Source organism: Diaminobutyricimonas aerilata, assembly GCF_002797715.1.
GTDB lineage: Bacteria > Actinomycetota > Actinomycetes > Actinomycetales > Microbacteriaceae > Diaminobutyricimonas > Diaminobutyricimonas aerilata.
In genome coordinates this window covers 469,569-494,578 of the sequence record NZ_PGFF01000001.1, presented here as the reverse complement: position 1 = coordinate 494,578, position 25,010 = coordinate 469,569, and the positions used below count along the sequence as shown (strand labels likewise).

At 69.8% G+C, this 25,010-nt stretch carries 25 protein-coding genes; 13 read left to right on the top strand and 12 right to left on the bottom strand.

From position 1 onward, the window contains the following. Positions 1-168 precede the first annotated feature (168 nt). The 6 genes from CLV46_RS02530 to CLV46_RS02505 all read left to right on the top strand — a co-directional run bounded on the left by CLV46_RS02530 (position 169) and on the right by CLV46_RS02505 (position 6,156). Positions 169-1,368, top strand: a complete 1,200-nt coding sequence (locus tag CLV46_RS02530; protein ID WP_245866442.1) for a pyridoxal phosphate-dependent aminotransferase — start codon at positions 169-171, stop codon at positions 1,366-1,368. Between the two features lie 182 nt (positions 1,369-1,550). Further along, positions 1,551-2,453 carry an endonuclease domain-containing protein gene (locus tag CLV46_RS02525; RefSeq protein WP_100363336.1) on the top strand — a complete coding sequence of 301 codons (903 nt, stop codon included), beginning with the start codon at positions 1,551-1,553 and terminating at the stop codon, positions 2,451-2,453. A gap of 153 nt (positions 2,454-2,606) precedes the next feature. Then, positions 2,607-3,545 carry an ABC transporter ATP-binding protein gene (locus CLV46_RS02520; protein WP_100363335.1) on the top strand — a complete coding sequence of 313 codons (939 nt, stop codon included), beginning with the start codon at positions 2,607-2,609 and terminating at the stop codon, positions 3,543-3,545. After that, on the top strand, positions 3,542-4,384 hold the full coding sequence (locus CLV46_RS02515; RefSeq protein WP_100363334.1) for an ABC transporter permease: 843 nt from the start codon (positions 3,542-3,544) through the stop codon (positions 4,382-4,384). The genes CLV46_RS02520 and CLV46_RS02515 overlap by 4 nt, the downstream gene beginning before the upstream one ends. Then, the gene (locus tag CLV46_RS02510) at positions 4,385-5,530 is read left to right on the top strand and encodes a sensor histidine kinase (protein ID WP_100363333.1); all 1,146 of its coding nucleotides are present in this window, start codon (positions 4,385-4,387) and stop codon (positions 5,528-5,530) included. It abuts the gene before it with no gap. Beyond that, on the top strand, positions 5,527-6,156 hold the full coding sequence (locus tag CLV46_RS02505) for a response regulator (protein ID WP_100363332.1): 630 nt from the start codon (positions 5,527-5,529) through the stop codon (positions 6,154-6,156). The genes CLV46_RS02510 and CLV46_RS02505 overlap by 4 nt, the downstream gene beginning before the upstream one ends. A gap of 10 nt (positions 6,157-6,166) precedes the next feature. On the opposite strand, the gene CLV46_RS02500 is transcribed toward CLV46_RS02505, so the two are convergent. The 6 genes from CLV46_RS02500 to CLV46_RS02470 form a co-directional block, all read right to left on the bottom strand. Continuing rightward, positions 6,167-7,252 (bottom strand): UDP-N-acetylmuramate dehydrogenase, encoded by a 1,086-nt coding sequence (locus CLV46_RS02500; RefSeq protein ID WP_100363331.1) that lies wholly within the window; start codon positions 7,250-7,252, stop codon positions 6,167-6,169. Beyond that, on the bottom strand, positions 7,252-7,656 hold the full coding sequence (locus tag CLV46_RS02495; RefSeq protein ID WP_100363330.1) for a MaoC family dehydratase: 405 nt from the start codon (positions 7,654-7,656) through the stop codon (positions 7,252-7,254). The genes CLV46_RS02500 and CLV46_RS02495 overlap by 1 nt, the downstream gene beginning before the upstream one ends. Continuing rightward, on the bottom strand, positions 7,653-8,099 hold the full coding sequence (locus tag CLV46_RS02490; protein ID WP_100363329.1) for an FAS1-like dehydratase domain-containing protein: 447 nt from the start codon (positions 8,097-8,099) through the stop codon (positions 7,653-7,655). The genes CLV46_RS02495 and CLV46_RS02490 overlap by 4 nt, the downstream gene beginning before the upstream one ends. 22 nt (positions 8,100-8,121) lie before the next feature. Next, positions 8,122-8,994: a phosphotransferase gene (locus CLV46_RS02485; RefSeq protein WP_100363328.1), complete on the bottom strand. Its 873-nt coding sequence runs from the start codon at positions 8,992-8,994 to the stop codon at positions 8,122-8,124. Between the two features lie 1,163 nt (positions 8,995-10,157). After that, positions 10,158-10,715, bottom strand: coding sequence for a hypothetical protein (locus tag CLV46_RS16910; protein WP_100363326.1), 558 nt, complete (start codon positions 10,713-10,715; stop codon positions 10,158-10,160). Positions 10,716-10,742: 27 nt separating this feature from the next. Beyond that, the gene (locus tag CLV46_RS02470) at positions 10,743-12,161 is read right to left on the bottom strand and encodes an RHS repeat-associated core domain-containing protein (RefSeq protein WP_100363325.1); all 1,419 of its coding nucleotides are present in this window, start codon (positions 12,159-12,161) and stop codon (positions 10,743-10,745) included. 261 nt (positions 12,162-12,422) lie between these two features. Here CLV46_RS02470 and nagE point away from each other — a divergent pair, with 261 nt between their 5' ends. The 5 genes from nagE (at position 12,423) to CLV46_RS02445 (ending at position 17,054) form a co-directional block, all read left to right on the top strand. Continuing rightward, on the top strand, positions 12,423-14,336 hold the full coding sequence (gene nagE, locus CLV46_RS02465) for an N-acetylglucosamine-specific PTS transporter subunit IIBC (RefSeq protein ID WP_100363324.1): 1,914 nt from the start codon (positions 12,423-12,425) through the stop codon (positions 14,334-14,336). A gap of 179 nt (positions 14,337-14,515) precedes the next feature. Continuing rightward, complete coding sequence (locus tag CLV46_RS02460; RefSeq protein WP_100363323.1) at positions 14,516-15,433, top strand: universal stress protein; 918 nt, start codon at positions 14,516-14,518, stop codon at positions 15,431-15,433. A 31-nt stretch (positions 15,434-15,464) separates the two neighbouring features. Then, the gene (locus CLV46_RS02455; protein ID WP_100363322.1) at positions 15,465-16,340 is read left to right on the top strand and encodes a serine hydrolase domain-containing protein; all 876 of its coding nucleotides are present in this window, start codon (positions 15,465-15,467) and stop codon (positions 16,338-16,340) included. Positions 16,341-16,368: 28 nt separating this feature from the next. Then, complete coding sequence (locus tag CLV46_RS02450; protein ID WP_100363321.1) at positions 16,369-16,671, top strand: peptide methionine sulfoxide reductase; 303 nt, start codon at positions 16,369-16,371, stop codon at positions 16,669-16,671. A gap of 59 nt (positions 16,672-16,730) precedes the next feature. Next, positions 16,731-17,054: a hypothetical protein gene (locus CLV46_RS02445; protein WP_157802198.1), complete on the top strand. Its 324-nt coding sequence runs from the start codon at positions 16,731-16,733 to the stop codon at positions 17,052-17,054. A gap of 15 nt (positions 17,055-17,069) precedes the next feature. On the opposite strand, the gene CLV46_RS02440 is transcribed toward CLV46_RS02445, so the two are convergent. Further along, positions 17,070-17,576: a VOC family protein gene (locus tag CLV46_RS02440; protein ID WP_100363319.1), complete on the bottom strand. Its 507-nt coding sequence runs from the start codon at positions 17,574-17,576 to the stop codon at positions 17,070-17,072. A gap of 203 nt (positions 17,577-17,779) precedes the next feature. Between CLV46_RS02440 and CLV46_RS02435 the strand changes: the two genes are divergently transcribed. Further along, positions 17,780-19,732: a PKD domain-containing protein gene (locus tag CLV46_RS02435; RefSeq protein WP_100363318.1), complete on the top strand. Its 1,953-nt coding sequence runs from the start codon at positions 17,780-17,782 to the stop codon at positions 19,730-19,732. 10 nt (positions 19,733-19,742) lie between these two features. Here CLV46_RS02435 and CLV46_RS02430 read toward each other — a convergent pair whose 3' ends face one another. Genes CLV46_RS02430 through CLV46_RS02415 form a run of 4 tightly spaced genes read right to left on the bottom strand, consistent with a single transcriptional unit; the run spans position 19,743 to position 23,946 of the window. After that, the gene (locus tag CLV46_RS02430; RefSeq protein WP_100363317.1) at positions 19,743-20,627 is read right to left on the bottom strand and encodes a carbohydrate ABC transporter permease; all 885 of its coding nucleotides are present in this window, start codon (positions 20,625-20,627) and stop codon (positions 19,743-19,745) included. A 9-nt stretch (positions 20,628-20,636) separates the two neighbouring features. Next, entirely contained in the window at positions 20,637-21,563 is a 927-nt protein-coding gene (locus CLV46_RS02425) for a carbohydrate ABC transporter permease (RefSeq protein WP_100363316.1), read from the bottom strand. Continuing rightward, a complete protein-coding gene (locus CLV46_RS02420) occupies positions 21,563-22,855 on the bottom strand; it encodes an ABC transporter substrate-binding protein (RefSeq protein WP_100363315.1) in 1,293 nt (430 codons plus the stop codon). The genes CLV46_RS02425 and CLV46_RS02420 overlap by 1 nt, the downstream gene beginning before the upstream one ends. Further along, the gene (locus CLV46_RS02415) at positions 22,852-23,946 is read right to left on the bottom strand and encodes a phosphotransferase enzyme family protein (RefSeq protein WP_100363314.1); all 1,095 of its coding nucleotides are present in this window, start codon (positions 23,944-23,946) and stop codon (positions 22,852-22,854) included. Before CLV46_RS02415 ends, CLV46_RS02420 begins: the two co-directional genes overlap by 4 nt. A gap of 215 nt (positions 23,947-24,161) precedes the next feature. On the opposite strand from CLV46_RS02415, the gene CLV46_RS02410 reads away from it, so the two are divergent. Beyond that, the gene (locus CLV46_RS02410) at positions 24,162-24,467 is read left to right on the top strand and encodes a hypothetical protein (RefSeq protein ID WP_100363313.1); all 306 of its coding nucleotides are present in this window, start codon (positions 24,162-24,164) and stop codon (positions 24,465-24,467) included. A gap of 5 nt (positions 24,468-24,472) precedes the next feature. On the opposite strand, the gene CLV46_RS02405 is transcribed toward CLV46_RS02410, so the two are convergent. Next, positions 24,473-24,919 carry a carboxymuconolactone decarboxylase family protein gene (locus CLV46_RS02405; protein ID WP_100363312.1) on the bottom strand — a complete coding sequence of 149 codons (447 nt, stop codon included), beginning with the start codon at positions 24,917-24,919 and terminating at the stop codon, positions 24,473-24,475. Between the last annotated feature and the right edge of the window lie 91 nt (positions 24,920-25,010).

The window sequence follows — 25,010 nt, the reverse complement described above, 5'->3', positions numbered from 1 at the left end:
GCAGCGAGAGCGGATCTCATGATCGACACTCCGCATCCGGCACCTTCCATACGGCGCGCCGCCGCCAGATTCCGCGCTCGCTGCGCACATCCTTACGCCCGCGGCACGTGCGGCATCGGCCCGACGACGCTCGTGCCCCGTGGACACGCGCTCGGTAGGCTGGACGGCGTGAGCCCCGCCCCTGAGATCTCCCGCCGCATCGCCGCCATCAGCGAGTCCGCCACGCTCAAAGTGGATGCGAAGGCGAAGGCGCTCAAGGCCGAGGGCCGGCCGGTGATCAGCTACGCCGCGGGCGAGCCCGACTTCCCCACGCCGGAGCACATCGTCGAGGCCGCCGCCGCGGCGACCCACGACCCGAAGAACCACCGCTACACGCCCGCCGCCGGACTGCCGGAGCTGCGCGAGGCGATCGCCGAGAAGACGCTGCGCGACAGCGGACTCGAGGTGCCGGCGTCGCAGGTGATCGTGACCAACGGGGGCAAGCAGGCGGTGTTCCAGGCGTTCGCGACGGTGCTCGACGACGGCGACGAGGCGCTGCTGCCCGCCCCGTACTGGACCACCTACCCCGAGGTCGTGAAGCTCGCCGGCGGTGTGCCCGTCGAGGTGTTCGCCGGTTCCGACCAGGGCTACCTCGTCACGGTCGAGCAGCTCGAGGCCGCCCGCACCGAGCGCACGAAGGTGCTGCTGTTCGTCTCGCCGTCCAACCCGACCGGCGCCGTCTACTCCCCCGAGCAGACCCGCGCGATCGGCGAGTGGGCGCTCGAGCACGACCTCTGGGTCATCACCGACGAGATCTACCAGAACCTCACCTACGACGGCGTCAAGGCCGTCTCGATCGTGGAGGCGGTGCCAGCCCTCGCCGACCGCACCATCCTCGTGAACGGCGTTGCCAAGTCGTACGCCATGACCGGGTGGCGTCTCGGCTGGATGGTCGGGCCGAAGGCCGCGATCACCGCGGCGGCGAACCTGCAGTCGCACCTCAGCTCGAACGTGTCGAACGTGTCGCAGCACGCCGCGATCGCCGCCCTCACCGGCCCGCAGGACGAGGTCGAGCGGATGCGCCAGGCCTTCGACCGACGTCGCCGCACGATCGTCGAGGAACTCAACAAGATCCCCGGCGTCGTGGCTCCGACTCCGGAGGGCGCGTTCTACGTCTACCCCGACGTGGCCGGCCTGCTCGACCGCGAGTGGGGCGGCGTGACCCCGACGACTTCGCTGGAACTCGCCGACCTCATCCTCGAGCAGGCCGAGGTGGCGACCGTGCCGGGCGAGGCCTTCGGACCGAGCGGCTACCTGCGCCTGTCGTACGCCCTCGGCGACGACGCCCTGCTCGAGGGCGTGCAGAGGCTGCAGCGCCTCTTCGGCTGACCGCTTCCCTTCCCCTTCCCAGCCTGCGCGCGCACGTGCGGTTCCACATCCGCGTTGCGCACGTTATGTCCAGTGGCGGCACACGCCCCGAATGACGCGTGTTTGAGGGGCTTTTGGCGCCTGTCGTGAGCGCCGGTGGATGGAGCGGCGCGTCGCCCCGCGGGGCATGGCACCGTGCCGGGATGCGTCGGCCGACACCGCTCCCGCCCCAGCTGCCGCGTGACGGCTTCAGCACCCGCGACGCCGAGGCGCTCGGCGTCGGTCGACGGCGCCTGCAGGGCCGCGACCTGCACAGGCCGTTCCACGGCGTGAGGGTCGCTGCCGCACCGACGTCTGTGCTCGAACGCTGCGCTGCGTACTCGACCCGCCTCGTGAACGGCGCCTTCTTCTGTTCGGTCACCGCGGCAGCGCTTCAGAGCGTGCCTCTGCCTCTCGCGCTCGAGGGCGTCGGTCTGCACGTCGGCGTGCCTGCGCCGCGGCGCGCACCTCAGGCCCGCGGTGTCGTGGGGCACCGGCTGACGGTCGCCGCCGGCGACGTCATCCTCGTGCACGGGATGCCCGTCACCGGCCCGTCCCGCACCTGGCGCGATCTCGCCTCGGTGCTCGACGTGCCGGATCTCGTCGCGGTGGGAGACGACATCATCCGTCGCCGGCTCGCAACGGTCGAGCAGCTGCGCGAAGAGCTCGCCCGGACCGGCCGAGGGTCCGTCGCGGCGAAGACGGCCCTCGGCCTGCTCGATCCTTCGGCCGAGAGCCCGATGGAGTCGCGCCTCCGTGCGGTGCTGGCCGCCAGCGGCGTCCAGGGCTTCGAGGTGAACCGCACGATCGCGCTCCCCGACGGAGCGGTGTACCGCGGAGACCTGGTGTTCCCGACGGAGCGGCTGGTTGTGGAGTATCAGGGCGACTACCACAGGGATGCCGCGCAGTGGCGCCGGGACATGACGCGTGCCTCCCGCCTCGAGTCCTTCGGATGGCGCGTCGTGATGCTCAACGCCGACGACGTGCGACGGTCTCAAGAGCTCGTGGCACGGATCGAACGGATGCTCGGCCGCGAGGGGCGCCGAAAGCCCCGTCTGCGCGGTTGATGAGGGGCCATTGGCGCCAGTGGACATAACGTTCGCGGGCAGCGCGCACGGCAGCGCGCGCGGGAGGTAGCCACCGCATCCACCGATCGGTGGATGCGTAATCCATCCGGATCACGGCTGCCGCCGAGCGCCCCTGGCGAGGAGCATGGGGGCATGACCGAACAAGTGGTGTCCGTCCGCGGACTGCGTAAGACCTACGGGCCGTTCACGGCCGTCGAGGACGTGAGCTTCGAGATCGCCCGCGGCGAGACCTACGCGCTGCTCGGCCCGAACGGGGCCGGCAAGTCGACGACGATCGAGATCCTCGAGGGGTACCGCGATCGCACCTCGGGTGAGGTGAACGTGCTCGGAACCGACCCGCAACGCGGCGGACTGCCGTGGAAGGCGCGGCTCGGCATCGTGCTGCAGAGCACGGGCGAATCGGGCAACGCGACCGTGCGCGAACAGCTCAAGCACTTCGCCGGGTTCTACCCGCATCCGCGCGACGTCGACGAGCTCATCGCGGCGGTCGGGCTCGAGGCGAAGGCGGGCACGATGATCCGCAAGCTCTCCGGCGGGCAGCGGCGCCGTGTGGACGTGGCGCTCGGCATCGTCGGCCGTCCCGAGCTGCTGTTCCTCGACGAACCCACCACCGGGTTCGACCCGGAGGCCCGCCGCTCCTTCTGGCAGCTCATCCGTTCCCTGCAGGCCGACGGCACGAGCATCCTGCTCACCACCCACTACCTCGACGAGGCTGCGCAGCTCGCGCACCGGGTGGGCGTCATCGCCGCCGGACGCATCGTCGAGCAGGGGGCGGTGGATGCGATCGGCGGTGCGGATGCGCGGGTTCCGATCGTGAGGTGGCGTGAGGGCGGCGAGGTGCGCGAGGTGCGCACCCCCGAACCCGCGACGCACGTCGCCCGCCTGGTCGCCGCTGCCGACGGCGTGGAGCCCGACGGCGTCGAGATCCTGCGTCCGAGCCTCGAGGACATCTACCTCCAGCTTGTCGCCGACGCCGCGGCGACAGCAACCGCCGCGGCGAGCGCCACGACCCCACCCGCCGGCGCCGGCGACCCCGTGACCGACATCCACCCGATCGGAGCAGACCGATGACCGCCCTCACCGCCTCCCCCGCACTGCCCGCCGGACGCACCTTGCGCATCGGCGCGAGCCGCATCCGCTACGAAGTGCTGGCGTACTTCCGGCAGAGCGACTCGGTGTTCTTCACCTTCCTCTTCCCCGTGCTCATGCTCACGATCTTCTCGGTCGCGTTCGGCGAGCAGGAGTTCGGCCGCGACGACGCCGGCAACGCGATCACCGCGGCGGAGTACTACCTGCCCGCGATGCTCGCCGCCGGGGTGCTCATCAGCGGACTGCAGAACATGTCGATCGACATCGCGGTGGAACGCAGCGACGGAACGCTCAAGCGCCTCGCCGGCACCCCGCTGCCGGTGACGAGCTACTTCATCGGCAAGATCGGCCAGGTCGTCGTGACCGGCCTGCTGCAGGCCGCGCTCATCATCGCGGTGGCCGCACTCGTCTTCGGAGTCGAGCTGCCGGATGACCCGCAGCGGTGGACCACGTTCGCGTGGGTGTTCCTCTTCGGCGTGATCACGTGCGCGATCCTCGGCATCGGTCTCTCCGCTGTGCCGCGCACCGGCAAGAGCGCTACGGCCGTGATCATCCCCATCGTGCTCGTGCTGCAGTTCATCTCCGGCGTGTACCTGCAGTTCAGCGGGCTGCCCGAGTGGCTGCAGAACGTCGCGAGCGCCTTCCCGCTCAAGTGGCTCGCGCAGGGCATGCGCTACGTGTTCCTGCCCGACGGCTTCGACGTGCTCGAGCAGGGCGGCGACTGGAACCTGGGAGGCATGGCGATCGCGATCGCGATCTGGCTCGTGGTGGGACTCGTCCTCGCCCGCCTGACCTTCCGCTGGATCCGCAAGGATGGCTGAGTGAACGAGCGCCGCGCCATGCACCTCACGGTCGTGATCATGACCGTGGTGTGCGCGGCGCTCGTCGCCACCGCCGGCCTCGACGGCTGGCGGGCCGTCACCGCAGTGGTGGCGGTGGCCGCCGTTCCGATCGGCTGGGTGGCGTTCGGGCGCACGGGATCGGATGGGAATGCCCCGGCCCTCGCCTACACCGCCCTGCTCATCGTCACGACGGGGCTCGCGGTCTCCGCCCTGCCCGTCTTGTCGGTGCTGCAGTGCCTCTCCTATCCGTTCGTGTGGATCCTGGCCGCCGGCATCCGGTCGGCGATCGTCGCCAACCTGGGTGTCGGCGCGGCCGTCACGTTCGGGCTGTTCGTCTCCCTCGGCTCGTCGCCCGACGCCCTCGCGCAGATCGCGCTCAACGTCGGGCTCTCCGTCGGCGGCAGCCTCGTCATCGGCAGCTGGATCGCCGCCACCTACCGGCAGGTGGAGCTGCGGCAGGCCCTCCTCGACGAACTTCAGGCCGCGCAGGAGGAACTCGCCGCCCTGCATCGCGACGCCGGCATCACCGCGGAACGGGAGCGACTCGCCCGCGAGCTGCACGACACCATCGCGCAGAGTCTCACCGGACTCGTGATGCTCGCGCAGCAGGCCCGACGGTCGCTCGCCGAACGCGACGCGGATGCGGTGGAGGCCCGGATGGAGCAGCTCGAGTCCGGCGCCCGTGAGGCCCTCGTCGAGACGCGCACGCTCGTCGCGGCGGGCGCGCACGTCGACCTCCGCTCGGGTCTCGCCGCCGCGCTCACCCGCGTGACGGAGCGGATGCACCGCGAATCGGGCATCACCGTGCGGCTCGAGGCGGACCTCGACGCCCCGGTGCCGCGCGACGTGGAGATCGTGCTGCTGCGCTGCGTACAGGAGGGACTCGCGAACGTGAGGAAGCACTCCGGCGCGACGAGCGTCGAGGTGACGCTCGCCCGGCAGCCGGATGCGGTGACGGTGCGCGTCCGGGACGACGGGCGCGGCTTCGACCCCGCGGCGCCGCGCACCGGTTTCGGGCTCGACGGGCTGCGCGAGCGGCTCGCCCTCGCGAACGGAACGCTGCACATCTCGAGCGACGAGCACGGCACCGAGCTGCTCGCCACGATCCCGGTGGAGACGACATGACCGCCCACGACACCGTGCGGGTACTCGTCGCCGACGACCACCCGATCGTCCGCGGCGGCATCGTCGCTCTGCTCGCATCCACGCCGGGTTTCACCGTGGTCGGCGAAGCGGCCGACGGCGCGGAGGTGGTGCGGCTCGCGCTGGCCGAGCGGCCGGATGTGGTGCTCATGGATCTGCGGATGCCGCAGCTCACCGGCGATCAGGCGACGGCGCGCATCCTCGCCAAGGCGCCGGACGTGAAGGTCGTCGTGCTCACCACCTACGAGTCCGATGACTCGATCCTCGACGCGATCGAGGCCGGCGCGAGCGGCTACCTGCTGAAGGCCGCCCCGCCGGAGGAGATCGTCGCCGGCATCCGTGCGGTGCTGCGGGGCGAGGTGGCACTCGCGCCGAGCGTCGCGACCGCATTGGTGGCCCGGATGCGCACACCCACCCCGACGCTGAGTCCGCGCGAACTCGACGTGCTGCGGCTCGTGGCGCAGGGACTCAGCAACCCGCAGATCGCCCGCACCCTCGTGGTCGCCGAGGCGACGGTGAAGACCCACCTTTTGCACGTGTTCGAGAAGCTCGAGGTGAGCGACCGCACCCGCGCGGTGACGAAGGCGATGGAGCTGCGCCTGCTCTGACGCGCGCCGGCTAGAGGTCGAGGCCGATGACGACGGGTTCGGGGTGCAGCAGCACACCGAACTCCGACAGCACCCGCATCCGTACGTATCGGGCGAGCGCGGCGATCTCCTCGGCGGTCGCCCCGCCGGTGTTGGTGAGGGCGAGGGTGTGCTTGCTCGAGATCGCGGCGCGCGAGCCGGGCAGCCGAAAGCCGCGGGAGACGCCGGCGTGCTCGATGAGCCAGGCGGCGCTGAGCTTGACGGAGCCCTCGACCGGTGGCGCGGGCGCGGCAGGCTGCTCGCCGAGCGGCACCGCGACATCCGGCTGCTCGGGTCCGATCGGCCAGCGCGGCGCGTCGGCGGGCAGGCCGCGCGCGAAGTTCTCGCGCACGATCGGGTTGGTGAAGAACGACCCGGCGCTCCACGTGTCGGGGTCGGCGTCGTCGAGCACCATCCCCTTCGAGCGACGCAGTGCGAGCACGGTGTCGCGCACGGTCGCGAGAGGCACGCGGTCGCCGACCTCCACCCCGAGCGCACGGGCGAGCTGCGGATAGCCGACCGCACCGTCGGCGTCCCGCTCGAGATCGAACTCGACGGCGAGCACGATGCCCTGCCGCCCGCGCTTGAGCACGGACGTGCGGTATCCGAGGTCGAGCTCGGCGGCGGGCATCCGGCTCTGCTCGCCCGTGAGGTAGTCGAGGAACTCGATCGCGACGAGCGTCGCCGCGACCTCCTGCCCGTAGGCGCCGATGTTCTGCACCGGCGACGCCCCGACCGATCCGGGGATGCCGCTGAGCGCCTCGACCCCGCCGAGTCCGCGTTCGACGGTGTGCCGTACGAAGCCGTCCCACGATTCGCCGGCCTCCACGCGCAGGCGGACGCGACCGGGCGCCGCCCCGTCGATCTCGCGGATGCCGCGGGTGGCGACGCGCAGCACGGTTCCGTCGAATCCGTCGTCGCCGACGAGCAGGTTCGAGCCGCCGCCGAGCACGAGCACCTCGTCGCCGCGGCCCCACAGCTCGCGCGCGCGCTGGACCAGATCCGCGGCATCCGTGACCTCGATCACCTCGGCCGCGTCACCGCCGACCCGCAGCGTGGTGAGTTCGGAGAACCGCATCAGGCCAGGCGCACCCGCGCCTGGGCCTTGCCGAGCACGGTGTCGCCGCCGAAGGTCACGGTGAGGTCGATGCGGGCGATGTCGTCGTCGACCGCGCCGACCTTCGCGGTGACGGTGACGGTCGCGCCGGTCCGCGGGTCGACGACGACCGGGCGGGTGAACCGCACCTGGTAGTCGACGATGCGCGCCGGGTCGCCGATCCAGTCGACGACCGGCTGCACCGCGAGGCCCATCGTGAGCATGCCGTGCGCGAGCACGCCGGGCAGACCGACGCTCGCGGCGACGTCATCGCGATAGTGGATGGGGTTGAAGTCGCCGGATGCGCCGGCATACCGCACGAGGGAGTCGCGCGAGAGCTCGATGGTGCGCTCGGCGACGACCGCGCCGACCTCGGGGGCGTTCACTCGTCACCCCGCACGACGAGGGTGGAGGTGGCGGTGACGACGTGCTCGCCGTCCGCCCCGACGATCGTGGACTCCGCGGTCACCATGCTGTGCGCGCCGAGCGACTTGACGCTCGTGACGGTGAGGGTCGCGGTGAGCTCGTCGCCCGCCACGATGGGGCGGCTGAAGCTGAAGCGCTGGTCGCCGTGCACGACCCGCGAGAAGTCGATGCCCGCATCCGGTTCGTTCAGCAGCTGGGCGAGGGTGTGCTCCTGCACGACGACGGCGAAGGTCGGCGGGGCGACCACATCCGCATGTCCGGCGGCGCGGGCGGCGTCGACGTCGAGACTGATCGGGTTCGTGGCGAACACGGCGCGGGCGAACTCGCGCACCTTCTCGCGGCCCACCAGGTACGGCGGCGCTGAGGGGAAGGTGCGCCCCTTGAGGTCGGGGTTGACGGGCATCCCCCGATTCTACGGCGGCGCCTCAGTAGAGGGTGCGGCCCAGCACGCGCTCGAGCATCTCGCGCCCCTCCTGCGCGAACGCTGCGTCGCCGTGCTCGGTCGCCCAGGCGATCGTCGTCACTGCGCCGAGGGCGTGGAAGCTGCGCAGCATTCGCTCGTCGAGCTCGTCGGGCTGGCGGCCGTAGCCGTCGAGGAACGCCTCGCGCAGGTGCGGGGCGTCGAGCCATTCGCGTTGCGACATGCGGAACAGGTCGATGCACCACGGTTCGTACTCGAGGGCCGCGAAGTCGATGAGCCGCACCCGCCCGCCCTCGTCGATCACCCAGTTGCGCGGACTGTTGTCGCGGTGGGCGGGCACGTGCTCGAGCTCGGGCAGGTCGAGCGCGCCGAGCACGATGCGCTCCGCGGCGGCGAGGTCGTCGGGCTCGATGAGCTGCGCCGCCCGATCCGACCAGCGGTCGAACTTGCGCACGAGCACGGCGCCGTAGTCGCTGTTGCGCACCGTGCGGTCGGATTCGTGCAGGCGCCGGATGAGGGCGCCGGCCTGCCGATGCACGTCCGGATCGTGGGCGGCATCGGTGCCGGCGACCACGTCGCCCGGTGCGCGGGTGACGAGCACGAGGCGCAGGGTGTCGTCGTGGGCGATGAGCTGCGGCGCGTCGGAGCCGAGCGAGGGCACGTTGCGCTCGTACGCGAGCACCTCGCGGTCGTAGTTGCGGTCGGCGCGATGCCACTTCGCGATCGCGCAGCGACCGTCGAGGGGGGCGAGTTCGAGCACCCGAGCCTCGCCGTGCGGTTGCGAGCGGTCGGTGCGCACGTCGACCGGCCCGAGCCAGCGCGCCACCCGATCGAGCACGTCGGCGTCGGAGGCGAGGCCGTCGAGATACGTGTCCACGGATGCACGAAACCCCGGATCACTCAGCATGGTGATCCGGGGTTCCGAAGCGTAGTCGGCGTGCTGCCTACTGGCAGCTGTCGCACTGCAGCATGTCCATCGGGTCGACGGGAACTGCGTAGCCGCCAACGGTGTCGTTGTCGTTGTCCATGGCGGACCTCCTGACGTGTCTGGGTGCTCGTCACGCGGATGCGTGCGGCGTGGGTTCTCACTATATAACCGGAATGACAGTCGTGTCATTCCACTACATGTTGTGTTTTCGGCGTGTCGCGTTTTTCTCACGCTACGCGTAACCACCGACACTCGTGTCGGTAGTCAAAGTCACTGTCAGTACGCATCAAAGCCGTTGTCAACGTGTCAGAGGCGTTGTCACCAGCGGCTCGCCAGCGAGGAAGACCCCGAACAACACGTACGAGTTTGGTGACTCGCGTTCGAACGAGCTTCAACTCGAAGAGATTGGTCGGCCGGCGCTCTTCCCCGCCTTGATCGCCGGGCGTAGCGTCGCGGGCACACCGGCAGGAGCGGCACATGATTGAAGAGATCGTCGCGAGCCAGAGCCCGAGTTTGGTTCCTCAAGCTTCGTGGGCTGTGGCGGTCGCGCGCCATGCTCGGATACGAGATCTGGCAGCCATGCCGGAGGTGCCTGCGTTTGTGGCGGCGGAGGCTGGTCGTGACCTCGGCGTTAGCGCGCGCACCGTCTACCGTCTCCTTGCGCGCTATCGGAGCGGCGGTGATCGCGCGACCGACATGTTGCCCGCCAGGTCGAACGGCGGTCGAGGTCGCGGCCGCCTCGCTCAGGACGTCGAGCGCATCACCGACGACCTCATCACGCGCAGGTACATCGCGCGCCAGCGAATCACAGTGCGAACTCTTCATCGAGAGATAGCCGCTGAATGCAGACGCGACGGCCTTGCTATTCCCTCGGCGTCATCGGTGCAACGCCGTGTGATCAAGAGAAGAGGAGCAGTCATGACGCGAAGACGCCAAGGTGCGGTGCCATGCTCGGACAACCCAGGAACATTTTCCGCCGACTCCCCGTGGCGAAATCCAGACCCCGACGAAGTCTGCATAAGTAACGTCGCCCACTTCCGGGTCGTCACGCGCAGCACCGCGTATTGCCAAGGAGTGCCCGCGGTCCCGTCTTGTAGCACTCGCTTGAACACTCAGGGCTCAAGCGCTCGAAGCGCGTCGCGCCAGTCACGGTCTCGGGCAAGTACCTCTGGGGAGCGAAGGTCGGCGATCAGCGAATCGAGGGTTGCGCCTCTGCTCAGCCACCGATCCAAGAAGTCACGCAGGAAGTGGAGCGCACCCATCTCCGTGATACTCGGCGTGCCCGGGCCTACCACTGGCGGCTTCGGTTGCCCCGCCCAGTTGCTGTCGGCTCCCTCCCTCAGCTTCGGCGCACTTATCAATCCGTCAGGCAGCCGAACGAGCAAACTAGGTTCGTCGCGGCTGTTCCTTCCGGTATCACCTAGTGTCTCGACCCCACGTGCAGCCCACAGCGACCGGACCAAATAGGTGAACGCCGCGGGATCGAGCGTGCCGTTCCCGAACGCCTGCAAGTCGCCGATAAATGCTGCACGCGCGGCCTCATCGGCGCCCTCGCCCCAAAAGTGCGATCGCCATTCCTCGGCAAACGCCAGCACCGCACGCCGAAGCTCATCCTCCGTGTATAGAAGCGCCTCGGTCTCGCCATCACCGGCCATCGGTGCGTCCGCCATCTTCTCGTCGCCTCAACGCGATGCCTTTCATGGGAAGGGAATGATGTACTCACCAGTGTTTATACCTGCGTTGTTGATCTGGGGCGCTCCGCCGTTCTTCGGCCGGAAGACCTGAACCCAGATCTGTTTTCCGTCGACCATGCGCAAGTATGTGTCTACCCACCCCGTGCCGACGTCCTTGTTGAATGCATAGTTGTTCGACTTCACCGTGTCCTGCACCTGCTGGCGGAAGGCGGGCGAATCGACGATGTGCCCGCGATCGTCACGGAACATGTGGTTGGTGTCTTTCCTGAACGGGACTGGCCCATTGTCTCCGTAGCACTGCTTCAACGGAGGGCAATCGTCGTTGGGGTTACCGGGAGAAGTTGCGCCCCCTTCTTGCGCCGCCTCTGCGGCGCCCGCGGCATTCTCTCGCGCGTTTGTCGAGTCGCCCGACATGCTGAGCACGAGCGCGAGTGTCGCAACGAGTGGCGCCATGGAGGCGGCAACTGCAGCGCCGGCGGAAGCGATCCAGCCCATCAGCGTTTGGAATGCTGCTACCGATCCCGCGCCGATCGCGCCGAGCAGTGCCTCAATCGCCCCGATTCCTCCGGGTATCGCAATTGTGGATGCCAGGAGGGCACCAAGACCGTCGCTGCCGTGGCGTGCAGTCCCGTGCTTCTTATTTGTCGAGGGGCTCTTTGCTTTTGGCTTCGGGGGCGCCTTCGCCTTGGTGGCGGGTCCGGGGGTGGGCTTTCCGCCGGGGGTGACCTTCTCCCGCGGGGGTTGCGCTTTGCCGAGGTACGGGGTGGCGTAGGAGGGGTATCCGGTGGAGGAGTAGTTGCCGCCGCCGTAGTTTTGATACCTGCTACTGCTCATCTCGTTGGCTTGGTGCATGTAGCCGAGGTGGTCGGTGAGTGTGGTGGGGTTGTTGCCGACGTAGCTGTATCGGTGCAGGGTTTGCGGGTTGGTCGGGTCGCCGCGGTAGGGGTCGGCGGTGAGCCAGGTGGCGGAGTCGGGGTCGTAGGAGCGGGCGTAGAAGTTGACCAGCCCGGTGGCGGTGTCGGAGAGCTCGCCGGTGTAGCCGGTTTCGGAGTTCCATCCGAGGGTGTCGAAGGTGGGGACACCCCAGTCGGAGTAGTGGGTGAGTTGTCCGATCTTGGACCCGTGGGTTTGACCGATGGTGGAGCCTTGCCGGTCGGTGAGTCCCCACCGGGTGTCCTCGCCGAGGAGCGCGTCGCTGTTTTGGATGGCGACATCGCCGATGGCGTCGCGGACGAGTTCTGTGGCGCCGAACTCGTCGCTGTCGCGGCTGATGACGGTGTATCCGTCCCATTGCTGGGTGGTGGTCTCGTCGAGGATGAGGAGGTTGTCGACCGTTTCGGTCAGCGCCCGCCCGAGGCCGTCGTAGCCGTATTCGACGTGGCGGAGCCCTTCGCTGATGCCGGCGAGTTCGTTCGTCTCCAACGCCTCAAACCACCGGCAGCAGCCCCACCATTACGCGCATCCCACTGGCGACCACTCTGAATGCCGACCCGACAATCCTGTTCCGATCACTCATCGCGTGCTGCCGGACTCGTTCCGTGGGTGCGCGCTGCGGCTGGGCGCTGCCGTCCACTCGCCTCGCCGCACGGCTCGCGGGCACTGGGTGTGGAACGTCGACGTGCCGCTCACCCCAGGGCGTACTCTCTTGCCTGGCTCCGTTCGGGAGCCGGATATGGAGACACGATGAAGTTTTTCCAGAGGCTCGGCCGGTCGCTGATGTTGCCGGTCGCGGTCCTTCCCGTTGCGGCGATCCTCTCGGGAATCGGGTATTGGATCAAGAACGCGAACGGTGGAGCCGACAACGTCGTCTCCGCCTTCCTCAGCGCTGCCGGTGGCGCACTACTCGACAATCTCGCTCTACTGTTCGCGGTGGGTGTCGCGATCGGAATGGCCAAGAAGTCCGACGGCACCTCCGCTCTCGCTGGACTGGTGTCGTGGTTGACCGTGACGACGATGCTGAGCCCCGCCACGAATGCCGCACTCACGGGCGTCGATGTCGAGAGCGTCGATCCCGCATTCGGTCGGGTCCAGAACGTCTTCGTCGGCATCGTCTGCGGCCTCATCGGGGCCTGGTGCTACAACCGCTTCAAGGACACCAAGCTGCCGGATGCGCTGTCGTTCTTCTCGGGCAAGCGCTCGGTGGCGATCGTCACCGCGGGGGTCTCGCTGGTGTTCGCCGTCGCCATGATGTTCGTCTGGCCCTTCCTCTTCGGCGGCCTGGTCGCCTTCGGCGAATGGATCGTGACCCTGGGGCCGGTGGGCGCGGGGTTGTACGGCTTCTTCAACCGTCTGCTCATCCCGCTCGGGTTGCACCACGCCCTCAACTCGGTGTTCTGGTTCGACGTGGCCGGCATCAACGATCTGAACAATTTCCTTCAGGGCTCGGCCGGTGAAGGCGTCTTCGGGGTGACGGGTCAGTACATGACCGGATTCTTCCCGGTCATGATGTTCGGCCTACCGGGCGCCGCCTTGGCGATGTACGTGACCGCGAAGACGACGCGGCGGAAGGTCGCCGCCGGCATCCTGCTCTCTGGTGCCATCTCGTCGTTCTTCGTCGGCGTCACCGAGCCGCTCGAGTTCGCGTTCATGTTCCTCGCGCCGTGGCTGTACCTCGTCCACGCCCTCTTCACGGGGATCTCGCTCTTCATCTCGGCGCTGCTGCCGGTGCGCATGGGGTTCGGGTTCTCGGGCGGGTTCATCGACCTCGTGCTCGGATGGGTCAACCCGCTCGCGCAGAACCCCTGGGGCATCCTGGTCATGGGAGCAGTCTGGTTCGCGATCTACTTCGTGGTGTTCCGCTGGATCATCCGTCGCTTCGACCTCAAGACGCCGGGACGCGAGGACGACGTCGCCCTCGAGGATGAGACGACGGATGCCGCGTCAAGGGGCGGCTTCCACGCGACGGCGGAGCGCTTCGTCGACGCCCTCGGCGGCAAGGACAACATCGTCGAGCTCGATAACTGCGCGACGAGGCTCCGGATGGAGATCGCCGACGTGTCGAAGGTCGACGACGCTGCGCTGAAACGGGCGGGCGCCGCCGGCACGATCAAGCCGGGAGGACACTCCGTGCAGGTCGTCTACGGATTGAACGTGCAGTTCGTCAAAGACGCGATGGAGGACGTCATCGGGGGTCGCCCGGCGCCGGCGACCGACACGGGGACGACCGGACTGGCCACCGCGACGCGGGCACCTGCCGCCGTCCATCTCACCGCGCCGGTGGCGGGCCGGGTGCTGCCGTTGTCCGACGTGCCGGACAGGATGTTCTCGGACGGCACCATGGGCCCCGGAATCGCCATCGACCCGACCGGAGACGTCGTGACGGCTCCGGCGGACGGGAAGGTCGAGAGCAGCTTCCCGACCGGCCACGCGATCGGTCTGCTGCTCGACGATGGAACGGAACTCCTCATCCACATCGGCATCGACACGGTGAAGATGAAGGGTGACGGCTTCGAGACCCTCGTCACCGCCGGCCAGCGCGTGAGGAGGGGGGATCCCCTGGTGAGATTCGACCGCTCGCGGATCGAAGCGGCAGGGCACTCCCCGATCACACCGGTCGTGGTGCTCAACAACCCCGACGCGACGGTTCATGTGTCCTGACTCATGACGCGAGCGTCGCCCGCGATGCAGGCGGGCGACGTTCGCGAGGTCGCCCGCCGTGAAGGCTCGCCAGCCCGGCACCTCGGATCGAGAGGTTTCGACGGGACTTCCGGCCCTGACCCGGCGGGCGGGAGCGTCGGAGCCTGTCGGTAACGGTCGGCTCCGACGAAGGAGTTCCCATGAGCCGCATCACGGTCGCCTACGACGGAGGTCCGGCGAGCCGGGCCGCACTCGCCTGGGCCGTCGACCGCGCCAGGGCGGAGGCAGCGTCGATCGAACTGCTGACCGCGGCCGAGGTGGCGTTGTCCGGCGACACCGACTGGACCGTGCTCAATCTGGAGGCGTCCGAGCAGGCCTCCAGGGAGGGCATGGAGGCGGCGCGCCGCATGTTCAGCGCAGCCGGGATCACGGCGCGGGTCGAACTCGGTGACGCGACACGGCGTCTCGTCGAGGCCAGTCGCGACGCGGATCTGCTGGTCATCGGATCGAAACGCGGCGACCGCGAGCATCCGGCGCACTTCGAGCGCGTTCCCCGCAAGGTGGCGACCCTCGCGGCCTGCCCGGTGGTGGTCGTGCCGGCGCGGTGGACTCCCGCGCCCGGGCCGATCCTCGTCGGCGTCGGCGATGAGGAGGTGTCGACCGCGCCGCTCGATTTCGCCGCCCGATCGGCGCGGATCGACGGACGACCGGTGCACGTCGTGCACGCGTGGTGGATCGTGCCACGCGTGGCGCCGGCCGAGGCTCTCGCCGTCCCTCCGCCGGAGGAGGATCGTGCGCGCGCCGAGCACCGGCGGGTCGTCGAGACCGCCGTCGGGTATCTGCAGGAACGCGCAGACGTCGCCGTCACGGGCGAGGCCATCGAGGGCGGCACCGTGCGGGTGATGGTCGAGCAGGCCCGCCGAGCGGCGCTGACCGTGGTCGGCAGCCGCCGATCGGGACTCTTCGCGGAGTGGCTCCTCGGCTCGCTCACCCACGACCTGCTGCTGCACCTGCCGTGTCCGGTCGCGGTCGTGCCGACGACCGTTCGCCCGAGCGCCCGGAGGTCGGCGCCTCGCGTCGACCGGCCCGGCGGGGATCCGGACCCACTCCCGACGTGACCGAGCCGAAACCGGCTGCAAGACTTCGACGATGACGACGGCGGCGCAGGTGCTGGAGCGACTGGTGCGGGAGATCGACGAGCGCGGTCTGGGCGCGTACGGCGCGCACGTGCTCGTCGGCGACGATGGAGCGCAACACCGGTGGCGCAGCGACGACCGGGTCAACCTGTACTCGGTGTCGAAGGGCGTGTGCGCTCTCGCGGCCGGCATCGCCGTGGACGAGGGGCTACTGCGACTGGATACGCCCGTCTCCGCGGTGCTGCCCGACCTCGAGTTCGGGGCCGGCGTCGACACGGTCACCCTCGAGCACCTGCTCACGATGACGAGCGGCATCGACTTCGAATGGTTCGGCGATCAACGGGTGCCCTGGCCGGATCTGGCGCAGGAGATGCTGCGTCGACCGTCACGGGGAGCGGGCCGCATGTTCCAGTACTCGGACGTCAGCACCTACGTGGCCATGCGGATGCTCGCCGCCGTCGCGGGGGACGTGCGGGACTGGCTGCTGCCGAGGTTGTTCGACCCGCTCGACATCCACAATCCGCAATGGCACCGCTGCCCGCTCGGATACATCGTCGGCGGCAGCGGCCTCGAAATGCGCACGGAGGAACTCGCGCGTATCGCCCGAGTGTTGCGCGACCGCGGCGCGTGGCAGGGGCGGCAGCTCATCGCATCCGACTATGTCGACCGGATGCACAGCGATTGGGTGGTGACCGGGGAGCCCGAGCCGTACGCCCGCTACGGGTTCGCCGTGTGGGGCGGCCCGGACTCGACGTGGCGGCTCGACGGGCGGTACGGCCAGTACGTGGTCGTCGATCCCGACCGCGATGCCGTCATCACGATCACGGCGCACGTGGAACAGCACGATGCGGTGCTCGCGCAGCTCGCGGTCGAGGCGCTCGCGGGCTGACGGCGACTCGCCTGCGTACGATGTGGCCATGCCGGACGAGGTCGATTCCGCGGAGCTCGCCGAGCTGCTCGCCCGCGTGCCCGACGGCTGGTCGCGTCAGAGCATCGACGGGTCGCCATGGGGCGTCAGCCGCGTCGAGCACGTCGGCGGACGCAGCACGACCGTCACGGCGGACGAGCTCGGCGGCCCCGGCTATCTGAGCGCGAACGTGTGGCACACGAACGAGGGGCTGCTGCTCCGCCCGTGCGAAGTACCGGCCGAGGAGGTGCTCCGAGTGCTGCGCGCCCTCCCTCCGGCGGGGCTCACGGCCGCGGATGTACGACCGGAGTAGTACGCCGGTCGATACCAGCGGGCGATGTGCCGACGATCGCCGCCGGGGAGGCTGGCATCATGACGACGCGCCCCTTCCCCGCACTCGGCCCCGCGCCGGCCGAGGAGGCCGCCGACCCGTTCCACCTCGACGACCCCATCGAGGCGGAGCACGACGAGGTCCAGGGGCGACGGGACCTCGGGCTCCGGGTGCTCGGGATCGCACTCGAGCCGGTGAAGTACGCGTTCCCCATCCTCTGGCTGCTCGCCGCGGGCGTCGCGTTCGTGGTCGCGCAACTCTGGATCGTCGGCCTGCGGATGCGGAACAGACCTCGACCCGCGGCCACGGCGCCCGCCACCCGGCCGGTCGCGATCATCACGCGGGATCTGCCTCGCGCAGCGTGACGCCCCGGCGGCCGTTCAGGAGTGAGGCACCTCGAGGCCGAGCTTCTCGATGTAGCGCGCCGAGTCGCTGTCCGGAACGAGCGGACGCGCCGCCGTCATGATCACGCGGGCGTTCTCGGGGGTGACGACCTCGACCTCCGTCGAGTTCCACGGTGTCTCCCGCGGGGGCGTCGCCGAGCCCGGCCGCAGCCGATTGCAGGCCGCCGCGACCGCATCCAGTTGACCGAGCACGCTCGAGAAGCTCACCGTCATCGCCGGCGCCCGCTCGTCGCTCTCCCCCGGCACGAGCAGCACATCCTGGAACGCCCACCGGCGCAGGTGCACGAGCCGGCCGGGCACGGCGAAGAGCTCGACGAACCCGAGCCCGTGCGTCCAGAAGCGGGCGGATGCGTCGAGGTCGGAGGACGGGATGGTCGCGAACATGGGCATGCCGTAGATGCCCCGGTAGACCTCCGGCGCGACCGCGTCGAGAGAGGGGGCGGGGACCGGGCTGATCGCAGCGGCGTCGAAGAAATCGTTCATGACTCGATCGTCGGCGTTGACGCAACGTCAAAGTCAAGCCGCGGGCGGGACCGCCCGAACCGCAGACGGCACCGTCTACTTACCGTCCGCCGGCGGTCGGCGTAGCCTCTGCTGCACCACGCGCGACGTTCGCGCGGACCCACCCGGCGAGGGCGACGGCGCCTTCCGCGTCCGCTCCCGATCGCGGGGGTGGAGGTGCCCTCATGAAGGTCGTCGGCCGATCCCTGACCGCCCTCGCCGGACTGGGCCTGCTCGCCACGGCCATCGCCGTGCCCGCTGCGGTCACCCCCGCGGCGGTCGAGCCGGCCGCCATCGAGCCGGCCGCGACGTCGCTCACGTTCTCGGCGTCGGGCGACTTCTCGGCGAGCACCGCCGCCGCATCCGTGATGACCGGAATCGCCGACAGCGATTCGGAGCTACACCTCGCTCTCGGGGACCTCTCCTACGGCGCCGTCGGAGCCGAATCCGCGTGGTGCGACTTCGTCACCAGCCGAGTCGGCGCCGGGTTCCCGTTCGAGCTCATCGCCGGCAACCACGAGAGCAACGGGCAGAACGGCAACATCAACGACTTCTCGGCGTGCCTGCCCAACCAGCTTCCGGGCGCGATCGGCACCTACGGTCGGCAGTGGTACGTCGACGTTCCGGCCGCCGACCCGCTCGTGCGTTTCGTGATGATCTCCCCCGCCCTCCAGTTCCCCGACGGCACGTGGTCGTACGCGCCCGGCACTCCGCGCTACGACTGGACGGCATCGGCCATCGACGGGGCTCGCGCCGCCGCGATCCCGTGGGTGGTCGTGGGCATGCACATGCCGTGCCTCTCGATCGGCGACTACCAGTGCGGACCCGGTGCGGGACTCGTGAACATGCTCGTCTCCAAGCGCGTCGACCTCGTGCTGAGCGGGCACGAGCACCTCTACCAGCGCACGCACCAGCTCGCCCACTCGGCCGGGTGCCCCGCCATCACACCGGGCACGTTCACCGCGGCATGCCTCGCCGACACGGATGCGCAGCAGGCGAAGGGCGCCGGCACGACGTTCGCGACCGTCGGCACGGGCGGCACCGCGCTGCGCAACGCCAACCTCTCCGATTCGGAGATGGGGTACGTCGCCGCCTACTCCGCGCTCAACGCCAACCCGACCTTCGGCTCCCTCTTCGTCGACGTCACCGACGAGTCGCTGTCAGCCCGGTTCGGCCGGGCGTCGGGCGGCACGTTCACCGACGCCGTCACGATCGGACCCGGAGCACCTCCGCCGCCGAACGCGCCGCCGACCGCATCCTTCACCTCGTCGTGCGCCGGCCTCACCTGCAGCTTCTCGGGAGCAGCGTCGACGGATGCGGACGGCACGATCAGGGGGTACGCGTGGGAGTTCGGCGACGGCACGACCGCCAGCGGAGCGACCGTGCAGCACAGCTACGCCACCGCGGGCGACCGGACGGTGCGCTTGACCGTCACGGACGACGACGGGGCGACGGCGAGCGCCACGCGCACCGTGTCGGTCGTCGCGGGTGCGCCCCCGATCGCCGCCGACGCGTTCGGACGCACCGTCGCGACCGGCCTCGGCTCGGCCGAGGTCGGAGGACCGTGGAGTGTCACCGGAACCGCCGCGAACTACGCGGTGGACGGCACGCGGGGGGTGTTCCGTCTGCCGACCGCCGGCTCGAGCGCCCGCGCGTACCTCACCCAGCCGTCGTCGACGAGCACCGATCTCGTGGCGACGCTGTCGGTCGACAAGCCCCCGACCGGCGGCGGCGTGTACGCCACCCTCATCGGGCGGCGCATCGTCGGCGCCGGCGGGTACCAGGCGAAGGTGCAGCTGCGCGCGACGGGAACGGTCGGCGTCTCGCTCGAGCAGCTCACCGCCACGGGCGGGGAGGTCGTGCTCCAGTCGCAGACGACCGCACCGGGCGTCACCTTCACCGCCGGCGACCGCTTACTGGTGCGCCTCCGCGTCACCGGCACCTCCCCCACCACCGTGCAGGCGAAGGTGTGGGAGGCGGGCACCGCCGAACCGACGGGATGGCTGCGCTCGGTCACGAACAGCGTCGCGGCTCTGCAGGCACCTGGCGGCGTCGGGCTCACCTACTACCTGTCCAGCTCCACCACCAACGCTCCCGTCGTGGCGACGGTCGACGACCTCCTCGCCACGACACCGTGAGCACTCCCGCTCAACGGATGCCGCTGCGCGCGAAGCCCTGCACGAAGTAGCGCTGGAAGACGAGGAAGAGGATCACCATCGGCAGCACCGAGACGAGGGCGAGCGCCATGCTCGCGCTGTAGTCCGGCGTCGACTGCCCCTTGAGATAGAGCAACCCGATGGGCAGGGTGAACAGCTCGTTGTCCTTCAGCGCGATGAGCGGCCAGGCGAAGTCGTTCCAGCTGCCCAGCAACGTCAACAGGGTGAGCACGGCGATGAGCGGCTTGCTGAGCGGCAACACCACCTGCAGGAAGACGCGGAGGTGCCCGGCCCCGTCGATGCGGGCCGCCTCGATCAGCTCCTGCGGGATGGACAGGAAGAACTGCCGGGCGAGGAAGATGCCGAACGCGGCGGCCGCGCCCGGCAGGATCACCGACCAGTAGGTGCCGTAGATCTCGAGCCCGGTGACGAGCCGGAACTGCGCCACCATGATCGCCTGCACCGGGATCATCATCGTGGCGAGGGCGAGGAGGAACAGCAGGTTCCGTCCCGGGAAGCGGATGCGCGCGAAGGCGTACCCGGCCATGAGGTTGAGCACCACGGTGAACACCGTGACGAACGCGCCGATCACGAGCGAGTTGCCGAACCACTCCGCGACGGGGAACCGGTCGAAGACCGTGACGAAGTTCTCCACGCTGAAGGCGCTCGGCCACAACCGCAGCTCGCCGGCCTCGAACACGTCGCCGCGTGGCGAGAACGCGATGACGAGCATCCAGTAGAGCGGGAAGAACACGATGGCGGAGGCGAGCACCGCGAGCAGCAGCCGCAGGAGGTACCCCGCCCGCGAGCCCGAACGCGCCCCGCGCCGGCGGGGTGCGGAGACGCGGATGCTCCGCCGGAGTGTGGACGTGGTCATCGTGGGGCCCTACTCGACCAGGTCGCGGGTGCGGCTCGTGCGCCACTGCACGTACGTGAACACGAGAGTGACGAGCAGGATGACGACGCCGAGCGCGGCGCCGTAGCCCTGCTCGCGGATCTGGAAGCCGTTGCGGTAGGCGTAGGTGCCGAGAACGGATGTCGCGAAGCCGGGGCCGCCCCCGGTCATGACGAAGACGATGTCGAACACCTGGAACGACGAGATCACGTTCATGATGAGCAGGAAGAACGTCGACGGCCCGACGAGCGGCACCGTGATGGAACGGAACTGCTGCCCGCCGCGCGCACCGTCGATGCGGGCCGCTTCGTACAGCTCCGGCGAGATGTTCTGCAGCCCGGCGAGATAGATCACCATGTTGAACCCCACCCGCAGCCAGATGGCCGTGAGCATGACCGACACCATCGCCGGCGCGCCCTCCGACTGCCACCCGACCGGCGAGAGTCCGACCGCGGCGAGCACCTTGTTCACGACGCCGGAGGACTCGCTGAAGATGGTGACCGCGATCATGCCGGAGGCGACCCCCGAGATGACCAGCGGGAGCACGATCACCGTGCGGAACAGGCTCTTCGCCGGCAGCACCGAGTTGAGCAGCACGGCGAGCCCGAGGCCCGCCGCAAGCTCGACCGGCACGGTGACGGCGGTGAAGAGCAGCGTGTTTCCGAGGCTCTGCCAGAACACCGGATCCGCGACCATCCGCGCGTAGTTGTCGACGCCGACCCATTCCGGGTCTCCGAACCCCTTCGTCTGCTGGAACGACAGCTGCACGGCCCACACGATGGGCACGAAGAGGAACAGCGCCATCAGCAGCATGTTGGGCGCAAGGAAGCCGTATCCGGCGGCGACATCGCGCCACCGGCCATGACGCCGGGTGGGGAGCGGAGCCCCCGCCAGGCGACGGACGGGAAGCGCCGTCATCAGTCGGTCGCCTGCTCGACGGCTGCGGCGATGCCGGCGAGCGTCTCGTCGGTTCCCTGCCCGCTCACGAACGCCTGCTCGAGCTGGTCCTGCATGCCCACCGCGATCTCGGCGAGGTACGGCGAGGTCAACTGCTTCACATCCGAGGGCTGGATGGTCGTCGCCTGCTCGACGAAGACGGGCATGACGTCGGGACGCACGGCGAACCGGATGTCGGCGGGATCGATGTCGACGCGGGTCGGCAGTTCGTTCGTCGCCGCACAGAACGCCGTCATGTTCTGCGGTGACGCCATGAACTCGAGGAACTCGACCGCGAGGTCGGCCTCGTCGGTCTCCGCCGTGGCGACGAGCGCGTTGCCTCCGAGGTCGGTCGCTCCGCGCTCGTCGACCGGCATCGGGGTGGCGGTCCACTCGAAGTCGGCGAGGTTGTCGATGTCGGGAACGAGGAACGATCCGGCGAACGCCATCGCCACGGTGCCTTCGGTGAAGAACGCGTCCGCGTAGGTCGCGGATTTCACCGAGCTCGTCGGCGGTACCCATCCGTTGTCGAAGAAGCTCTTCGTGAAGTCGAGCGCCTTCGCCGCCTCGGGCGAATCGATTGCCGGGGTCGTGCCGTCGTCCTCGAGCAGGGCGCCGTCGGCCTGGAACACCCAGCTGAGCCAGCGGGGCGTGCCGCCGAGCTGCCAGTTGTACACGAACGGGTACTGCTCGGCCGGCAGCGACGCCCGCAACCGGGCCGCGACGTCGGCGAACTCCTCCCAGGTCCACGCGTCCTCGAGTGTGGTCGGGATGTCGGTGATGCCGGCGGCCTCCATGAGCGGCAGGTTCAGGAGCAGCGCCGACACGTCGGTCTGGTGGGGCACGCCATAAGGCACCCCGTCGTACGACACGGCCTCCCAGAAGGCGGGGGTGAAGGCGTCGGCCTCCTCCTCGGTCACATAGTCGCTCAGGTCGAGCAGCTGCTCCTGGCTGGAGTAGACGCCGAGGTTGCCGTAGTCCACGCGGAACACGTCGGGCGCCTCACCGGAACTGAGCTGGGCGTCGATGTTGCTGAACATCTGGTCGTACGGCACGACGTTGAGCTCGACGCTCGCGCCCTCGTGGCTGCTCTCGAACTCGGCGATGAGCTCCTCGAACGCCGCTTGCTCCGACTCGCTGGCCCACGTGGTGAAGGTGAGCGAGCCGGGCTCCGACTCGTCGTCACCTCCGCCGCCGAAACCGCTGCAGCCGGTGAGGGCGACCGCCAGGATGACGCCCGCGGCGACGGGCAGGGTCGATCTTCTGTGTGTCATGGTGTTCCTTCGCGTGATTCGTGGACTGCCCGGGGCGGGGTGGGAGAGGAACCGGCGGGCCGTTCGCCGGCGATGCGGCGCTCGACGAGCGCGGCGAGCCCGTCGCCGCCGAGCAGGCCCTGCAGGATGCGCAGGTCGCCGGAGCGACGATCGGCGGGTCCGTCGAGCAGTTGGTGCATCGTCGCGGCGAGGTCTTCGACGGCGCGCACGCATCCGAAACGCACGATGCGCGACTCGTCGATCACCGCGTCGGCGCCGTAGCCCGAACGGAACGCGGCCCGTTGCGTGTCGGTCACCGGTCTGCTGAAGATGACGCCGAGTTCGATGAGCATGAGGTCGACCTCGCGCGGCGCGGTCGTCGCCTCGTCGAAGTCGATCAGCCACGGGCGCCCGTCCGGGGCGACGATGACGTTGCCGGTGTGCGGGTCGCCGTGCAGCGGCACGCGCCGCGAGTGCACCCGCTCCCGTTTCAGTCGACGCTCGAGTTCCGCGAGCGCGACGAACCGGTCGCGGTGCTCGCGCCAGAGGCCGAGCGCGTGCACCACGGTGTCCTCCGCATCCGCCGCGGGCCGCGCGGTCTCGCGCACGCGCGCGTCGACCCCGGCGAGGAGCGCGGCGGGTGATTGCACGCCGCGTCGGATGCCACGACGGGCGGGTCGGACGGTCGGCGGCGACGGCGACTCGTGCACGGCGCGCAGCGTGGCGCCGAACTCGTGCCAGCGCATCGGTTCGGCCTCGTCCGCCACGGCGTCCACGCCATCCACCCAGGGCGCCACCGAGAGGAACACGCCGTCGCGCACGCTCCACGGCTCACCGGTGCGCGAGCGTCGCGGTGCGCTGACGCCGATCACGCCCGCTTCGCCCAGGCCCGCGGCGAGCGCCAGGCCGAACCGGGTGTCGCGCACGCTCTCCTTGATGCTCCAGGAACGACCGTCGGCACCCGCTCCACGCCACACGCGGGCGTGGCTGTCGTATCCGCCGGCCACCGGGTCGACGCTGCGCACGTCGATCCCGAACTCGCTCGACACCCGCGCCGCGAGCGTCGCTCGACGGCGCCTCTTGGCGTTCTGCGCGCGGGAACCTGCGGACACCGTCGTCCTCTCTCGGGGTGGCTCCGACGGGGGGATTCGTCGTCGCCGGCGCGCCGGGGGCGGCGCGCTACCGCCGTGCTTACCCCGGCGATGCCGGACACCCGGAAGTCGGGAGCGTCCTCCCGGCTGGCACGAGGCTCGCGCACAGGTTCATCGCGCTTGCCCCGGGTGGGCGGTCTAGCATGGCCGCCCACCCCTGCGATCGGAGGCCGGCGATGTCGTCAGCGCGCCTCGTGTCCCGCGTGATCGCCGGTGCCTTGCTGGTCAACGCGGTGCCGCACGGCGTGAGCGGGGTGCAGGGTCGCCGCTTCCCGTCCCCCCTCGCGCATCCGCCCGGCCGCGGACTGTCGGCTCCGACGACGAACGTGATCTGGAGCGCCGCGAACGCGCTCGCCGGCGCCGTGCTCCTGCGCTCCGGCGTGCATGGCCGCGGGGAGCGCGCGGCAGTGGCGGGCGGCGCCGTGAGCATGGCGCTTCTGCTCGCCGCGTGGTTCGGCCGCGTGCTCGACGATTCCCGCTGAGCGCGTCAGGGAGCGACCGGGTAGTGGCTCGACACGGCGACGCGGTTCCAGCCGTTGATCGCGATGGCGAGCCACGTCACCGCCGCGATCTGTCGATCGTCGAGCGCCTGCTCGGTGTCGGGCTCACTCGCCAGGTCGCGGGACTCGGCGATGCGGGTCACCCCTTCGGCGATCCGCAGCGCAGCCCGCTCGGCGGGCGTGAAGTACTGCGACTCCCACCAGGCGGCGAGCACGGCGAGTCGATCGGCGGTCTCCCCGTGCTCGAGGGCGACGCGCGTGTGCATCCGCAGGCAGTACGCGCATCCGTTCAGCTGCGATGCGCGGATCTTCACGAGGTCCGCGAGCAGGGGCGGAAGCCCGGCCTCCCGGATCGCGACCTCCGTCTGGGCGTCGAGGGCGAGCATCGCCTGGTACGCGCCGGGGAACTGCTTGCCGATGTTGATGTGCGACATCCGTCTTCTCCTTCTCACGGGCGGCGGAGGTGCCGCCCGCCACTCCGACGACGCGGGGATCGGGAGTGTGAGGTCCGGATGCCCGGGGCAC

Excerpts from the sequence above, each read along its gene's own strand:
- CLV46_RS02515 (WP_100363334.1), top strand. The coding sequence starts at position 3,542 with ATGACCGCCCTCACCGCCTCCCCCGCACTGCCCGCCGGACGCACCTTG.
- CLV46_RS02435 (WP_100363318.1), top strand. The coding sequence starts at position 17,780 with ATGAAGGTCGTCGGCCGATCCCTGACCGCCCTCGCCGGACTGGGCCTG.
- CLV46_RS02405 (WP_100363312.1), bottom strand. The coding sequence starts at position 24,919 with ATGTCGCACATCAACATCGGCAAGCAGTTCCCCGGCGCGTACCAGGCG.
- CLV46_RS02410 (WP_100363313.1), top strand. The coding sequence starts at position 24,162 with ATGTCGTCAGCGCGCCTCGTGTCCCGCGTGATCGCCGGTGCCTTGCTG.
- CLV46_RS02420 (WP_100363315.1), bottom strand. The coding sequence starts at position 22,855 with ATGACACACAGAAGATCGACCCTGCCCGTCGCCGCGGGCGTCATCCTG.
- CLV46_RS02490 (WP_100363329.1), bottom strand. The coding sequence starts at position 8,099 with ATGCCCGTCAACCCCGACCTCAAGGGGCGCACCTTCCCCTCAGCGCCG.
- CLV46_RS02440 (WP_100363319.1), bottom strand. The coding sequence starts at position 17,576 with ATGAACGATTTCTTCGACGCCGCTGCGATCAGCCCGGTCCCCGCCCCC.
- CLV46_RS02430 (WP_100363317.1), bottom strand. The coding sequence starts at position 20,627 with ATGACCACGTCCACACTCCGGCGGAGCATCCGCGTCTCCGCACCCCGC.
- CLV46_RS02425 (WP_100363316.1), bottom strand. The coding sequence starts at position 21,563 with ATGACGGCGCTTCCCGTCCGTCGCCTGGCGGGGGCTCCGCTCCCCACC.
- CLV46_RS02450 (WP_100363321.1), top strand. The coding sequence starts at position 16,369 with ATGCCGGACGAGGTCGATTCCGCGGAGCTCGCCGAGCTGCTCGCCCGC.
- CLV46_RS16910 (WP_100363326.1), bottom strand. The coding sequence starts at position 10,715 with ATGGCGGACGCACCGATGGCCGGTGATGGCGAGACCGAGGCGCTTCTA.
- CLV46_RS02505 (WP_100363332.1), top strand. The coding sequence starts at position 5,527 with ATGACCGCCCACGACACCGTGCGGGTACTCGTCGCCGACGACCACCCG.
- CLV46_RS02500 (WP_100363331.1), bottom strand. The coding sequence starts at position 7,252 with ATGCGGTTCTCCGAACTCACCACGCTGCGGGTCGGCGGTGACGCGGCC.
- CLV46_RS02445 (WP_157802198.1), top strand. The coding sequence starts at position 16,731 with ATGACGACGCGCCCCTTCCCCGCACTCGGCCCCGCGCCGGCCGAGGAG.
- CLV46_RS02460 (WP_100363323.1), top strand. The coding sequence starts at position 14,516 with ATGAGCCGCATCACGGTCGCCTACGACGGAGGTCCGGCGAGCCGGGCC.
- nagE (WP_100363324.1), top strand. The coding sequence starts at position 12,423 with ATGAAGTTTTTCCAGAGGCTCGGCCGGTCGCTGATGTTGCCGGTCGCG.
- CLV46_RS02455 (WP_100363322.1), top strand. The coding sequence starts at position 15,465 with ATGACGACGGCGGCGCAGGTGCTGGAGCGACTGGTGCGGGAGATCGAC.
- CLV46_RS02525 (WP_100363336.1), top strand. The coding sequence starts at position 1,551 with ATGCGTCGGCCGACACCGCTCCCGCCCCAGCTGCCGCGTGACGGCTTC.
- CLV46_RS02520 (WP_100363335.1), top strand. The coding sequence starts at position 2,607 with ATGACCGAACAAGTGGTGTCCGTCCGCGGACTGCGTAAGACCTACGGG.